Below are 14,276 nucleotides of genomic sequence, written 5' to 3' on the forward strand. Positions count from 1 at the left end.
CGGGAAACCGGCCTCCCGGGCACAAGCCGATCACGCCAGCAGCAACCGTCCGAGGTCAGCGAATAGAGAAGTATCGACAGGAAAATTCCGACTCTTGAGGCTCTGCGGTGAAAAAAATATCGATACCGATACAAACAGAATCTTGAAGACGCAAAAAAGGCGACTCGAAAGTCGCCTTTTTTCAGCAGTGCCGGTCAGTCGGCCAGCCAGCCGTTTTCCCAGTACCGCAGGTTGTCGCCGCGCAGCACGTAGTCGCGCAGTACGACTTCACGCAGCTGATCACCCATGCGGTAACTGGCATCCGGATCAGCCAGGTGCATGCGGATCGCTTGCAGCCACTCCTGCGTGGAGTTGGTCTTGACCCGGGTGCACGGCAGGTAACCCTGATAGGCCTCGGTATCGGTGCAGACCACCGGGTAGCCGCACGCGCCGTACTCCAGCAGGCGCAGGTTGCTCTTGCAGTCGTTGAAGATGTGGAACTCCAGCGGTGCCAGGGCCAGGTCAAGGTTGAGGCTGGCCAGTTTCGCCGGATACACATCCAGCGGGATCACGCCGTGGAACTCGTGCATGTACGGACGCAAGTCATCCGGGCACATGCCGAAGAACACCCAGTCGACCTCGTTTGCCAGTTCACGGACCACATCGGCAATCACCGCCAGATCACCGTGGTGGCTGGTGCCGCCGCCCCAGCCGACCCGCGGCTTTTTCGAGGTGCGACGCTGGCTGCGCAAGTCGGTCCACAAGTGCCGCGACAACATGTTCGGTACGACCCGGATGTCGTGATGCATGTCCGACAGAACGTTGGCCAGCGGTTGGGTAGACACCACCACCCGATCGCACAGACCGATCGCCCGCCGCACCAGCCGCTCCATTTCCTGCTTGTTCGGCATGTTGCGAATGTGCGCGTTGCGATGAGGGACATCGATGACATAGTCATCGAGCTCGTAGATCCGCCGGGCGTTGAAAAAGTTTTTCAGCGGTGGAATTTCATCGATGGCACTTTCCGAATAGCGCCCCTGCAATACGATCACATCGGGAGCCTGCCGCTCGATGTCGATGATCGAAGGCAAACCGTAGCAGATCCGCCCCTCGGCACGGTTGGCCGCCTCCAGTTCGATCATCGGTTGGCTGATGCGATAGTGACCAATGGCGGAAGCGTTGATGGGCACCGCCAGCACATTCGGCAACTGTTTGCGCGAAAACGGACTCCAGCCGGTACGCAGGCCCGGCTCCAGACTGAAGCTGGTCGCACCGACACCCTGCACCGCCAGATTGACGTTGAACGCAGGATCGCGCGCAATCAGTGGCAACCAGCGCTTGTAGAACGTTTCGTGTTCCTGAATCTGCAGTTGCTCTTCTTCTGCCGTGGCCTCGGCCGTCGGCCGCGCGCCCAGGGCCAGCATGGCATAAGGAGTCCAGACCACCAGGTAACCTTCCCGGCCGACGCGCAGACACAGATCCGCCACATTGAGGGCCTGCGCCAGATCCTGTTCGTCGAGCCCGTCGACAGCATCAAAGACAGCCTTGCGAATCATCAGGCAATCACCGCCGACCGCACTCAGGTCATGCACCGCCTGCAAGCGGAACATGTACCCGTCCGCCTGCAGCGACTGACCATAGAAGGGCAATCCCACGGCGCCCTGCATACCCAGAATCAGGCCGGCATGCAGCACACAACCGTCCGGATTGTACAACTTGGCGCCGACGACCCCGACTTCCGGGCGCTGCGCATGATTGAGCAGTTCGTCCAGCCAGTCGGACTGGGTGATCACCGCAAAGGTATTGAGCATCAGCACGTATTCGCCGCGGGCCTGCCCTACCGCAAAGTTGTGCGTGGCGGCTGCATTGCCCTGTTGCGCGAAGCTCAGCACGCGAACCCGGTCGCTGCCCAGTTGCGCCATGCCGTCCAGCCAGGCCAGCGCCTCGGCACTGGTGCTGCCGTTATCGACCAGCAGCAGCTCGTACTCGGTGTAGGCGGTTTTTTCCAGCAGCGTCTCGACGCAACGCTGCAAGGCGGCGGTCTGGTCCCGGGTCACAATGATGACCGACACCAGCGGACGCCGGGCGTGATGATAGTCGATACGATTGAGCAGCTCGCAGCTGCCACGGCGAATGTCGTGGGCCAGACCCAGACGCTGCAGATGCGCTTCGAGCACGCGCGGATTCTGTTCGAGGACGCCCGGGGCCGCCAGCCACTTCGACAGGTCGAAAGGCGACTCCAGCATGACCTCGGCAATGTGGCCGACAACCTGTGTGCCATCGCTCTCGACCAGACGCCACAACACATCGTGCGGCGCGAGCTGAGCGAAGTCAGGTGCAAAACCACCGAGCGCCAGAAAACGCTCACGCTCGAACGCCAGTGCCCGGCCCACATAAGGGTAGCTGCGCATCAGGTCGAGGTTGAAATCCGGCTTGAACGCAGGTTCTGCCGACTCCCCGTCACGCAAGCTGCCCTCGTCGCTGTACAGACATTTCAGTGACGGGGAATGCACGATGCGCTCGGCCATGACCAGCAACGCCGGCGCCACCAGCCGATCACCCGCCTGCAGCAGGTAGAACCAGTCGGCTCCCGCCAGTTGCGGCAGCAGCGTATTGATCTGCTCCATGCCGTCGTCTTGCAAAGGCATGCGGAACACCCGCCCGTCCAGCTCGGTTTCGGTACACGAGGCGGACAGGACAAGGATCAGCTCCGGCGGATAATCCTGAGCGGCGAGCGACGCCAGTGTGCGTTCGACACTGTCACGACTGCCCTGCCCGTCGATGACGATCGGCACGATCCGGGGTTGATGCGACCAGCCGGCCAGGGTTTCCGGCAGCAACGTGCGCTGACCTTCGGTCAGTACCCTGCAGTTGAGCCACTGCGCGTAGAGCTCGGCAAAACTCCAGCTGTCGATGCCGACACTCCACTCCTGACGGCTCTGTTTGGAGCCCAGGGTGCGACTCAGCGGCAGCTCTTCCCAGACCCGCGGAGACTCATCGGCCTTGCTCAGCGGAACATAGCGAACCCATCCCGGCGCCGGCGCGGCTTCGCCGCTGCGCGATTTGAGCATCTGCAGCATCCACTCACGCTCGACCTCGAGCGCGTCTTTCATCGGCTGTTGCGCACTCAGACGTTCCGGGTAGAGCCGCTCGGCGCTGAGCACGTTGTTGGAGACGGCCAGATTGCCGCGCCGCAGCAGGCAGACGTACAGGGCAAAATCCAGCGACGCGACGAAGCAGTGACCTTCCTGAGTCAGCGCCGGCAACAGCTCTTCAACGTCGGCACGCCGGAACAGTGCGTTGGTGAATCCACCGAGGACGTTGACCGGGAATTTCTCGAAGATGCCCAGCAGATCGTCGCCCTTGAACAGACCGCTGTGCGGCGACAACGACGTGTTTTCCAGGCGAGCGGGCAGGATGATGTCCTGCGCATCCCAGAACAGTCGCTGGGCCAGTACCAGCCTGACCTCTTCACGCATCATCTCCTGGGCCTGCTGCCGGATGCAGTCGGCATACAAGTGATCGTCGTCGCACAGGAACTTGATGAACTCGCCCTGCGCCTGACTCAGGCACGCCTTGAGGTTGCCGATCATTCCCAGGGTGCGCGGATTGCGCACGTAGCGCACCTCGACGCCGGACTGCTCGATGACCGACGCGACGATGCGTTCGATCTCGGAACCCCGACTGTCATCGCAGACGATGATTTCCAGAGGGCTGTAAGTCTGGCTGACAGCACTGTTCAATGTCCGCTCGAAGAAGCGCGGATTGAAGGCAGGAATGACGAGGCTGACAAGAGGAAGTGAATTCACGGCGGACTCGCAAGCGGCGGGAACCCGCCCGGAACAGCGAGCCCTTTGAAACCGCAGAAAAAGACAAATGATACAGAGCGAACGGAGCAAGCGGGCGCTTGCGCGCCCGCTCAGGCTTCAGATCTTGTTGAACAGGCCCAACTGAGAGATTTTGCTGAACGCCAGCTGCGAGGCCTGCAGCATGGTCTGCTGCAAGGTCAGGCGGGTCATCACTTCGGCCGGATCCGAATCACGGATCGTGCCCTGGGTGGTGGCGTTCGCCAGTTGCAGGCTCTGGTTGGTGGTGCTCTGGTCATCCAGCGACTGCCCGCGGGCACCGATGGACGTCACCGCACTGCCGATCTGGTTGGCGGCACTGTCGATGTTGCCCAGTGCCGACTCCATTGCCCCCTGGAATTTCTGCTTGGCCACCGGATCACCGTCGATCGGGGTGTTCAGCGCCGCGACCATCTGGCCCAGGGTGTCGAGCACGTTCTGGGTCTGGTGGTTGTTGGACTGGATCGAGAACTGGTCACCGGCCGCGGGCGTGCCACCGAGAGCGAAGGTCACACCGGCCGCCGTCGCGTTGCCGCCAGCCACGGTGCCCGACGAGATCGGCTTGCTGTCAGCGGTGACAGGCGCCGCATACAAGTCGAACGCGGTGGCGCTGGTGAATTTCAAGACTGCACCGCCGCCCGACGGGAAGGCCGCGTTGTAGGCTGCCTGGTTGGTCACGCTGGAACCGGTGATAACCGCAGTCGACGGGTTGCCCGGGCTGCGTGCGGTATTGAAAGTGTCCGGCGTGGCCGACAGCTGGAAGCTGTGGCCGGCAATCACCGCATCCGGGTTGGTATCACCAGCCTTGAGATTGATGTTCAGCTTCAGATCGACACCGCGGAAGCTGACCGTCTGGTTGGCGCCGTTGCTGTTGCTGATCAGACCGTTCTGGCTGGCTTCGGCCGTCACATCGTTGCCCAAGGCATCGGTAATCTTCAGCTGAGTGCTGCTGATGAAGTCCACGGTGTACGGCTGGCCGGCCGTGAACTTGGAGTTGTACGTCGCCGCGTTGCCAACGACACCGTTGGTCAGCACAACGCGACCGTCATCAACGGCCGGAGCCGTCATGTTGGTCTGGGTGCGCGCAGTATTGATGGTCTGCTGGAAAGCATCCCAACCGGTGGTGTTAGTGGCCACCGACAAACCATCGCCAATGCCCAGGTTGATCTGGGTCTGGTCACCGTTGTAGGTGTAGGTGCCATCGGCGTTCTGCGAGTACGGCGCGGTATCGGTCTTCGAGCCGGAGAACAGGTAGTTGCCGTTGGCGTCCTTGGAGTTCATCAGGCCCAGCACTTGTTGCTGGATCTGGCTCAGTTCGGCGGCGTAAGCCTGGCGGTCCTTGTCGGTGGCGATGCCGTTATTGGCTGCCAGCCCGATTTCCTTGGCGCGCTGCAAAGCGTCGGTGATGGCCGTCAGCGTAGATTCCTGAACAGTCAGCGAGCTCTTGGTGGTGTCGATGTTGCCTTTGTACTGATCGAGCATCGCGGCCTGCTGACCCAGGCGCAGCAAACGACCAGCCCCGATCGGATCGTCGGCGGCGGTGTTGATGCGCTGCAGGCTGCTGGCTTCGTTGGCGGTCGCGACCGTCTTGCTGTAGTTGCGCTGATATTGGGCAGCTTGTGTCGCGTAATACTGGGCGGTGGAAATGCGCATGAATTACGGCTCCTTAAAGGCTGTTGATCAGCGTGGCGAAAGTTTCCTGCGCAGCCTTGATGATCTGCGAAGACGCTGTGTAGTACTGCTGATACTTGACCAGGTTGCCGGTCTCTTCATCCAGGTTGACCTGGGACAGCGAGTCCCGCGCACCCTGGGCCTGATCCAGGATCACCGTGGTGGCCGCACCGTCGGACTTGCTCTGGGCGGCCTGGGTACCGACGTTGGTCACCAGTTTGTTGTAGGCGTCGGTCAGGCTGATGCCCTTGCTCGCCGTGCCGGTGTCGACGGTCTGCTTGGTCTGCAGACCGACCAGTGCCTGGGCGTTGCGGTTGTCCGAAGACGCTGCGCCGGTCAGGTTGATGGTGAAGGTTTCGCCGGACTTCGGCGTCGCGCCCACGGTGGTCTGCACGGTGAAGGTCTTTTGCACGTTCGGGATGACGGTGGTGTCCATCACCGGAGCCCCGGTGGAGTCGACCATGCCGATCTTCAGGTTCAGGGTGTTCGCCTGACCGGGAACGATGACGCCGGAACCGATCGTGGCACCCTTGGCATCAACCATGTTGTAAGTCTGGCTGCCGCTGGTGGTGGCGCCGAATACCAGTTTGACCGGGGTCGAATACTTGAGCGCGTTCTGCAGCTCCGCCTGGGACGCCGGGTTGTAGATATCGACGACGTCTGTCAGCGTCGGCTGGGTGTAGGTGCCTGAGTTGTTGGCACTGGCCACGCCGGTCAACGGTGCGGCTGCCGCGATTTTCTTCGGATCGGTGAGCACGGTCTGGATGCTGGCCGCCGCGTTGCGGGTCGGGGTGACCTTGAACGTGTCGCCGGCACTCAGGGCACCACCGTTAAGGGCCAGGGTAAAGCCGTCGATTACCGGAGGCGGCGTGGTCGTGGTGCTGAACGAACCCATGTCGGTGCCGTCGGAGCGCTTGACCGTGTAGTTGGTCGCGCTGGTGAAGGTGACCTGGTAGTCGCTGGTGGTCAGCTTGCCGGTGTCCTTGATGGTGACATCAAGGTTGCCCGAACCTGCGCTGTTGCCGGACTGGGCAATACTGCGCTGGCTGATCAGGGCGGCACTGTTGATGTTGTTGAAAATCGCTGCGCCGAAGTCACCGTTCTTGTCGATGCCCTGGGCTTGCTGGCGGTTGATCTGGTCGGCAACGACCAGTGCCACACGGCCCAGCTCGTTGAGTGCAGGATCGAGCACTTCCTTGCGATAAGTCAGCAGACCGCCGATTTCACCGCCGGTCATCGCCGAGGTGATGTCGATGGTGCTCGAACCACGATCCATCTGGATGCCCATGCGCGATGGGTCACCCTTGAGCGGCACGGTGCTCAGGGTATTGGTGGTATTGCCGATGACCAACGGCTGGCCGCTGCCGATGTAGATGTCGAAGCTGGTGCCACGCTCAACGACTTGCGCGCCGGTCAGCTCGGAGAGCTGACGCACGGCTTCGTTACGGCTGTCGAGCAGATCGTTCGGCTGGCCGCCGCTGGTGGAGATCTCGCCGATCTTCTGGTTCAGCGTGGCAATCGAGGTTGCCAGCTTGTTCACCTGGGACGCCATGTCGGACAGGTTGCCATTGAGCGTGGCGTTCTGATCGTTCATCTGCTTGGCCAGTGCATTGAAGCGACTGGTCAGGGCCTGCGCGCCGGTCAGTACCGACTGACGGGAAGTGTCGTCGGTGGCCGAGGTCGATACGCCTTGCATCGAGGTGAAGAATTTCTGCAGCACGCCGGTCAGGCCGGTGTTGGTGTCGGACAGCGAGCCGTCCAGTGCGGTCGCCTGCGCACCGAAAGCGGCGGCTTCGCTATTGAGCGACGTGGCGGTACGCAGCTGAGATTCGAGGTAGGAGTTGTACACCCGGCGCACGTCGGCCAGGGTCGTACCGGTACCGATGAACACGTTACCGTATTGAATCGAGGACTTGGTGCCCTGCACGGTTTGCTGGCGTGAATAACCGGCGGTGTCGACGTTGGCAATGTTGTTACCCGTCACAGCCAGAGAGGATGAACTCGCGGCCAACCCCGACATCCCGATATTGAGCAAACTCATGATTCAAACCTTACCTTGTGTTTATAAGGGCGTTGTTGAAACGCCGGCCGCAGCGTAGTTCTGATTGACCGTCATCTGCCTGGCAATCTGCGAAATCTTCGTCGCGTAGTTCGGGTCGGTCGCGTAACCGGCCTTTTGCAATTCGCGCACAAACTGTTCTGGGTTATCGGCCGACTTCAGCACATCTTGATAGCGATTATTGCTCTGCAGCAAAGTCACCAGATCGTGGAAGCTGTCCTTGTACGAGGCGTAGGAACGGAACTCGGCCGTCTCCTTGACCATCTGCCCGTTGCGGAATTCGCTGGTGATCGCCCGGGCCGAATCGCCCTTCCAGTTGCTGCTCGCCTTGATGCCGAACAGGTTGTGACTGCTGCTGCCGTCCTGGGCGCGCATGACCGATTTGCCCCAGCCGGTTTCCAGCGCAGCCTGAGCCACCAGATAACGCGGATCGACGCCGATGCGTGCCGCAGCTTCCTGCGCCATCGGCAGCATGGTGTTGACGAATTCGTCGGCGTTGCCGAACGCTTTCTTCGCCGGTGCCAGCGGGATCTGCGCCATGGCGCGGCCGTAAATCTGCATCTGCCCGCCCGAGGCTTTATCTGCCTCGGCGCGGTCCAGCCAGTCGCCGTTGTAAAGCGGGCCGGAACCGGTGACAGCGGCGGTCGTGGCGCGTTGCGGCAGCTGAGTTGCCGCCGCCGGCGTGGCCGACGGCACCAGACCGGCGAGCAAGCGGTCCGCCAGTTTCGGCGGCAGTGCCAGACGACGCTGGTTGATCATTTCCATGTCATTGCGATGGGTCAGTTCGGTGCTCGGCGCATGCACCGAACGCGACGCCCACAGCGGACGCTCGCCATTGAGTCGCGACAACGGACCATTCGTAGCCACGGTGCCGGCGGCAATCGGCGTGGCCACGGCTGCAGCCTTGGCCTTGGCTTCTTCCTGCTTGGCGGCGGATGCGGCCGCAGCCTCGCCCGGCGCCATCGGTTTGTTCTTCGACATCTGGCGCATCAGCACGTCGGCGAGGCCGATACCCCCGCCCTCGCGGGACATGGAGACCGCCAGTTGCTGGTCGTACATTTCCTGATACTGCTTGGCCGCCGGCGTGTTCAGCGGGTTGTCCTGACCCAGCGCTTCAGTGGCCGAACGCATCGACTTGAGCATTTCACCGAGGAACAGCGATTCGAATTCCTGCGCAACCTTGCGCATGTTCGCATCGCTGTTCTTGTCGCCGACCTTGAGCTGATTCAGACGATTGAGGTCGGAGTACGAACCCGAATCGCTGCTGCTGACCAGACCGCTTTTGCGCATATCCATGGTCGCCGTCCTCAGATCACGATCAGGTCGGCTTGCAACGCGCCGGCCTGCTTCAGTGCTTCAAGGATGGCCATCAGGTCACCCGGCGCTGCGCCGACCTGGTTCACCGCACGGACGATCTCGTCGAGGGTGGTACCCGGGCCGAACTTGAACATCGGCTTGGCTTCCTGTTCGGCATTCACCCGCGAGCGCGGCACGACGGCGGTCTGGCCGTTGGACAGCGGGCCCGGCTGGCTGACGATCGGGTCTTCAGTGATGGTCACGGTCAGGCTGCCGTGGGTCACGGCGGCCGGCGACACCTTCACGTTCTGGCCGATGACGATGGTGCCGGTACGCGAGTTGATGATGACTTTCGCCACCGCCTGACCCGGATCGACTTCGAGGTTTTCCAGGATCGACAGGTAGTCGACGCGCTGGCTCGGATCGAGCGGCGCGGTCACACGGATCGAACCGCCGTCGATGGCCTGGGCGACACCAGGGCCGAGCATGTCGTTGATCTTGTCGACGATGCGCTTGGCGGTGGTGAAGTCGGAACGGTTGAGGTTCAGCGTCAGGCTGTTGCCCTGGTTGAAACCGCTCGGCACCGAACGCTCGACCGACGCACCGCCAGGGATGCGACCGGCCGACGGAACGTTGACGGTGATCTTCGAACCGTCACGACCTTCAGCATCGAAACCACCGACCACCAGGTTGCCCTGAGCGATGGCGTAGACGTTGCCGTCGATACCCTTGAGCGGGGTCAGCAACAGCGTGCCGCCGCGCAGGCTCTTGGAGTTACCGATGGACGACACGGTGATGTCGACCTGTTGACCCGGTTTGGCGAACGCCGGCAGATCGGCACTCACCGATACCGCCGCAACGTTTTTCAGCTGCACGTTGCCCGATCCCGGCGGCACCTTGATGCCGAACTGCGAGAGCATGTTGTTGAAGGTCTGCAGGGTGAACGGGGTCTGCGTGGTCTGGTCGCCGGTGCCATTGAGGCCGACCACCAGGCCGTAGCCGATCAACTGGTTGGAACGCACGCCGGAAATACTGGCGATGTCCTTCAGCCGCTCGGCATGGGCACCAAAGGCGGCGGACATCATGGCCGCCGCCAGCATGAAGCTTTTCAGATTCAACGTAGCCACCTAGAAAGGGAACAGCGGGCTGAGGAAGAAACGGTCGAACCAGCCTGGCTGACTCGCATCGGCGAACGAACCGGTGCCCGAGTAGGTGATGCGCGCATCGGCGACCCGGGTCGAGGACACGGTGTTGTCGGTGGCGATGTCATCGGCCCGCACGAGACCGGCGATCCGCACCAGCTCGTCGCCGGTGTTGAGGGTCATCCACTTCTCGCCACGCACGGCGATGATGCCGTTGGGCAACACGTCGGCGACGGTCACGGTGATCGAGCCGGTCAGGGTGTTGCCCTGGGCGGCCTTGCTGTCACCTTTGGTCGCGCGGTCGCCGCTGTAACCGACATCCAGGCTCAGGTCGTTACCGCCCAACGGGTTGTTGGTGGTGGCACTGCCGCCGAACAGCGACGTCAGGCCGATACCGGTCTTGCTGTTCTTGGCCACCTGCGAGTTGGCGTTCTTGCTGGCCTGGGTCCTCTCGTTCAGGGTGATGGTGATGATGTCACCGACCCGGAACGCCTTGCGGTCGCTGTACAGGTTCTGCTCGAAACCGGCCTGATAGATCGAGCCGTTGTTGGCGGCCGACGGCAACGGTGTGCGCGGCAACACCGGGGCGTAGTAAGGATCATTGGGCTTGGGCGTCGGAGCGACGCAGCCCGCGAGCGAGACGACCCCGCTCAATGCCACAACAGATACAAAGCGTTTCATGACCCTTACCTCACGGTGTTGCAGGCAGCCTCATGGCCGCCTCATAGACTTGATTACAGATTCTGCGTTACGAACGAGAGCATCTGGTCGGCGGTGGAGATCACCTTGGAGTTCATCTCGTACGCGCGCTGGGTGGTGATCATGTTGACCATCTCTTCCACGGTGCTGACGTTGGAGGTTTCCAGGGTGTTCTGCAGGGTGGTACCGAAACCGTTCAGGCCCGGCGTACCGACTTGCGGCGCACCGGAGGCGGCGGTTTCCAGGAACAGGTTGTTGCCCACCGCTTGCAGACCGGCCGGGTTGATGAAGTCGGCGGTTTGCAGGTTGCCGATCACTTGCGAGGCGGCGTTGCCGGCGGTGGTGATCGACACGGTGCCGTCACGGCCCACAGTGAAGGTCTGGGCGTTGTTCGGGATGACGATGGCCGGTTCCAGGGCGAAACCGCTGGCGTTGACGATCTGGCCGTTGGAGTCGAGGTGGAACGTACCGTCACGGGTGTAGGACGTGGTGCCGTCCGGCTGCAGGATCTGGAAGAATCCGCGACCGTCGATGGCCATGTCCAGCGGCTGCTCGGTGGTTTGCAGGCTGCCGGCGGTGAAGTTTTTCTGGGTGCCGACGATGCGCACACCGGTACCCACTTGCAGACCCGACGGCAGTTCGCTGTCCTGGGTCGACTGGGCGCCTGGCTGACGCTTGATCTGGTACAGCAGGTCCTGGAACTCGGCGCGGTCACGTTTGAAACCCGTGGTCGACACGTTCGCCAGGTTGTTGGAAATGGTGGTCAGGTTGGTGTCCTGGGCGGACAGACCGGTTTTGGCAACCCATAGAGCCGGAAGCATTCGATTCTCCTCGTGCGCCTGTTTTACGGCGCGACGTTCTGATAATTAGCTGATCTGCAAGACCCGAGCCATGGCCTGGTCGTCGTCTTTGGCGGTGTTCATCATCTTGACGTGCAATTCGAATTGCTTGGCCAGGGCCAGCACCGACGTCATTTCTTCCACGGCATTGACGTTGCTCGATTCCAGGAAACCCGACACCAGTTTGACGTTGGCATCGGCCGGCGCAGGCTGGCCGTCCTTGGTGTAAATCGAACCGTCCAGGCCCTTGTTCATGTTCTTGATGTCCGGATTGACCAGCTTGATGCGGTCGACTTCGGCCATGACGCGCGGGCCCTCGCCCATCGCTCGAATACTGATGGTGCCGTCTTCGCCGACTTCCACCTGCTGCTCCGGCGGCACCGCGATCGGCCCGCCATTGCCCATGACCGGCATGCCGTTGCCGGCACGCAACACGCCGAGGGCATCGATGTTGAGGCTGCCGGTGCGCACGTAGCTTTCACCGCCGTTGGGATTCTGCACGGCGATCCAGCCGTTACCCGACACGGCGACGTCGAGGTCACGGCCGGTCTGCACCAGCGAGCCCGGCGTGAAGTCGGTGGCGGGCCGTTCGCTCATCGCAAACGCACGCGCCGGAAAGCTGTCACCGAACACCGGCATCGAACGCGCCTGCTCCAGGTCGCGCTGAAAACCGTTGGTGGAGATGTTCGCCAGGTTGTTGGCATGAGCCTTTTGCGCCAGTGCGTTCTGGCTGGCGCCGGTCATTGCCACATAAAGGTACTTGTCCACACTCTTTCCTCTGCATGCCGGACGTTTGCCGCCCACCGCTGTACTGCTGAGCCATAAGCAATTTGCAGACCAACTTTTTTCTGGCGGCCCACGACCCGGTAAACAAAGGACTTGAGGGATTTTGCGGGGAGGAGGGAAATGTATCGAAGACGAAAAACCGGCGGTGTCATGCCGCTTGGCGGCAAACACCTGACCCTGATTGCTGATTGCTGATCGCGGATCGCGGATCGTTCCCACGTCGAGGCGTCGAACCGTCCGCGTGGGAACGCAGCCCGGGACGCTCCGCGTCCCAAAGCGGACGCAGAGCGTCCATTGAGGCATTCCCACGCAGAGCGTGGGAACGATCAGCGTGGGGGGGATCAGTGTGGGGCTGATTAGGCGCTGCCTGACTCCTTGCCGACTTCATACTCACGCAGCTTGTTGGCAATCGTAGTGTGCGAAACCCCGAGCCGCTTACCCAGTTGCCGGCTGCTCGGATGCTCGGAATACAAGCGCTCCAGCACCGCCTTCTCGAAGCGCCCGACAATCTCGTCGAGCCCGCCTTCGAGGGAGAAATCGCCAAGCGGCTGACGCACACCGTAATCCGGCAGGCGAATGTGCTCGGCCTTGACCGTGCCACCGTCGCACAGCGAAACCGCCTGGAACAGCACGTTCTCCAGTTGCCGCACATTGCCCGGCCAATGGTAGTGACTGAGCCGATCCATCGCCGCCGGTGCCAGTTTCGGCAGCGGGCAGCCGATCTGTCGACTGGCCTGATCGAGGAAGTGCTCCACCAGCGGCGTCAAACCGTCGAGGCATTCGCGCAGTGGCGGGATGTGCAGCGAAAGCACGTTCAAGCGGTGATACAGATCCTGGCGAAATTCGCCGCGCGCGCACAGCTCCGACAAATCCACCTGGGTTGCGCAGATCACCCGCACATCCAGGTAAACCTCTTCATCACTGCCCACACGGCGGAAGCAGCCGTCCTGCAGGAAGCGCAGCAGTTTCACCTGCAAGCGCGGGCTCATTTCGCCGACACCATCGAGGAACAGCGTGCCGCCCGCCGTCAGCTCCAGCAGCCCGAGCTTGCCTTCGGCCCGAGCGCCTTCAAAGGCACCGGGGCCGTAGCCGAACAGTTCGGTCTCGGCCATCGACTCCGGCAGCCCCGCGCAGTTGAGCGCCATCAGCGGCGACTGACCACGCGGGCTCGCCAGGTGGCAGGCCCGCGCCAGCAATTCCTTGCCGGTGCCGGTTTCGCCCTCAATCAACAACGGCGCATCCAGCGGCGCCATGCGCCGGGCCTCGCGCACCACCGCTGCCATCACTTTCGAGCTCTGGAAGATGCTGTCGAAACCGCGCAACTCCTGTTTGCGCACGTTGTAGATCCGCTCGCCGACGCGGTCCGCGCGGTGCAAGGTGAGCACAGCACCGGCCATGGCTTCGCTGTCGTCGTGTTCAGATTGCAGCGGCGCGATGTCGGCCAGAAAGATGTCGCCCTTGACCTTGACCCGCATGCCGTTGATTCGCGATTTGTTGGCGCGCACCAGTTCCGGCAGGTCGAAGTCCTCGGCGTAACGCGACAACGGAATCCCCGGCACCTCGTCCACCCGCACACCGAGCAACTGCGCCGCCGCACGGTTGGCCGCCACGATGGAGCCGCCCATGTCAATCGACAGCACCGGAAACTCCAGCGCGCCGAGCAACGCATTCAACTCCATGTGCCGCCGCTCGCTGGGCATCAGCCCGACCCGCTTGACGCCGAACACTCCGGCAATTGCCTCGAACTTCGGTCGCAGCGCCTGGAACTGAATGTTGATCAGGTTCGGGCAATGCAAATAGATCGCGTTGCCATGCTCACCACCCACCTCGCCACGGGCGACGTTGATCCCGTACTCCACCAGCAGATTGAGAATGTCGCGCAGGATGCCGATGCGGTTCTGGCAGTGGACTTTGATACGCATATAAAGGCCCGAAACAGGTGAAAAGGTGGTCTGACGCC

The 14,276-nt window shown here is 62.1% G+C and carries 9 protein-coding genes; all 9 read right to left on the reverse strand.

Annotation, left to right across the window (positions count from 1 at the left end):
- Nucleotides 1-194: 194 nt before the first annotated feature.
- The 9 genes from AC07Y2_RS13415 to AC07Y2_RS13455 all read right to left on the reverse strand — a co-directional run bounded on the left by AC07Y2_RS13415 (nucleotide 195) and on the right by AC07Y2_RS13455 (nucleotide 14,238).
- On the reverse strand, nucleotides 195-3,788 hold the full coding sequence (locus tag AC07Y2_RS13415) for a glycosyltransferase (RefSeq protein ID WP_103385731.1): 3,594 nt from the start codon (nucleotides 3,786-3,788) through the stop codon (nucleotides 195-197).
- A gap of 117 nt (nucleotides 3,789-3,905) precedes the next feature.
- Nucleotides 3,906-5,477 carry a flagellar hook-associated protein 3 gene (locus AC07Y2_RS13420; protein WP_074692274.1) on the reverse strand — a complete coding sequence of 524 codons (1,572 nt, stop codon included), beginning with the start codon at nucleotides 5,475-5,477 and terminating at the stop codon, nucleotides 3,906-3,908.
- Nucleotides 5,478-5,490: 13 nt separating this feature from the next.
- Complete coding sequence (gene flgK / locus AC07Y2_RS13425) at nucleotides 5,491-7,536, reverse strand: flagellar hook-associated protein FlgK (protein WP_039765533.1); 2,046 nt, start codon at nucleotides 7,534-7,536, stop codon at nucleotides 5,491-5,493.
- Nucleotides 7,537-7,557: 21 nt separating this feature from the next.
- Entirely contained in the window at nucleotides 7,558-8,850 is a 1,293-nt protein-coding gene (gene flgJ, locus AC07Y2_RS13430; RefSeq protein WP_207273868.1) for a flagellar assembly peptidoglycan hydrolase FlgJ, read from the reverse strand.
- A gap of 11 nt (nucleotides 8,851-8,861) precedes the next feature.
- Nucleotides 8,862-9,950, reverse strand: a complete 1,089-nt coding sequence (locus AC07Y2_RS13435) for a flagellar basal body P-ring protein FlgI (protein ID WP_164747921.1) — start codon at nucleotides 9,948-9,950, stop codon at nucleotides 8,862-8,864.
- A 27-nt stretch (nucleotides 9,951-9,977) separates the two neighbouring features.
- Nucleotides 9,978-10,673, reverse strand: coding sequence for a flagellar basal body L-ring protein FlgH (gene flgH / locus AC07Y2_RS13440; protein ID WP_011333018.1), 696 nt, complete (start codon nucleotides 10,671-10,673; stop codon nucleotides 9,978-9,980).
- Nucleotides 10,674-10,726: 53 nt separating this feature from the next.
- Nucleotides 10,727-11,512 (reverse strand): flagellar basal-body rod protein FlgG, encoded by a 786-nt coding sequence (flgG, locus tag AC07Y2_RS13445; RefSeq protein WP_039765524.1) that lies wholly within the window; start codon nucleotides 11,510-11,512, stop codon nucleotides 10,727-10,729.
- A 45-nt stretch (nucleotides 11,513-11,557) separates the two neighbouring features.
- Nucleotides 11,558-12,298, reverse strand: a complete 741-nt coding sequence (locus AC07Y2_RS13450; RefSeq protein WP_007958343.1) for a flagellar basal body rod protein FlgF — start codon at nucleotides 12,296-12,298, stop codon at nucleotides 11,558-11,560.
- 374 nt (nucleotides 12,299-12,672) lie between these two features.
- Complete coding sequence (locus AC07Y2_RS13455; RefSeq protein WP_039765517.1) at nucleotides 12,673-14,238, reverse strand: sigma-54-dependent phenylalanine hydroxylase transcriptional regulator PhhR; 1,566 nt, start codon at nucleotides 14,236-14,238, stop codon at nucleotides 12,673-12,675.
- Nucleotides 14,239-14,276: the final 38 nt, after the last annotated feature.

The sequence above is a fragment of the Pseudomonas sp. GW456-12-1-14-TSB6 genome, from assembly GCF_059424205.1.

What these genes read in the sequence shown, in the direction of transcription:
- AC07Y2_RS13420 (WP_074692274.1), bottom strand. Translation starts at nt 5,477, where the DNA reads ATGCGCATTTCCACCGCCCAGTATTACGCGACACAAGCTGCCCAATAT.
- flgK (WP_039765533.1), bottom strand. Translation starts at nt 7,536, where the DNA reads ATGAGTTTGCTCAATATCGGGATGTCGGGGTTGGCCGCGAGTTCATCC.
- flgJ (WP_207273868.1), bottom strand. Translation starts at nt 8,850, where the DNA reads ATGGATATGCGCAAAAGCGGTCTGGTCAGCAGCAGCGATTCGGGTTCG.
- AC07Y2_RS13435 (WP_164747921.1), bottom strand. Translation starts at nt 9,950, where the DNA reads ATGCTGGCGGCGGCCATGATGTCCGCCGCCTTTGGTGCCCATGCCGAG.
- flgH (WP_011333018.1), bottom strand. Translation starts at nt 10,673, where the DNA reads ATGAAACGCTTTGTATCTGTTGTGGCATTGAGCGGGGTCGTCTCGCTC.
- flgG (WP_039765524.1), bottom strand. Translation starts at nt 11,512, where the DNA reads ATGCTTCCGGCTCTATGGGTTGCCAAAACCGGTCTGTCCGCCCAGGAC.
- AC07Y2_RS13455 (WP_039765517.1), bottom strand. Translation starts at nt 14,238, where the DNA reads ATGCGTATCAAAGTCCACTGCCAGAACCGCATCGGCATCCTGCGCGAC.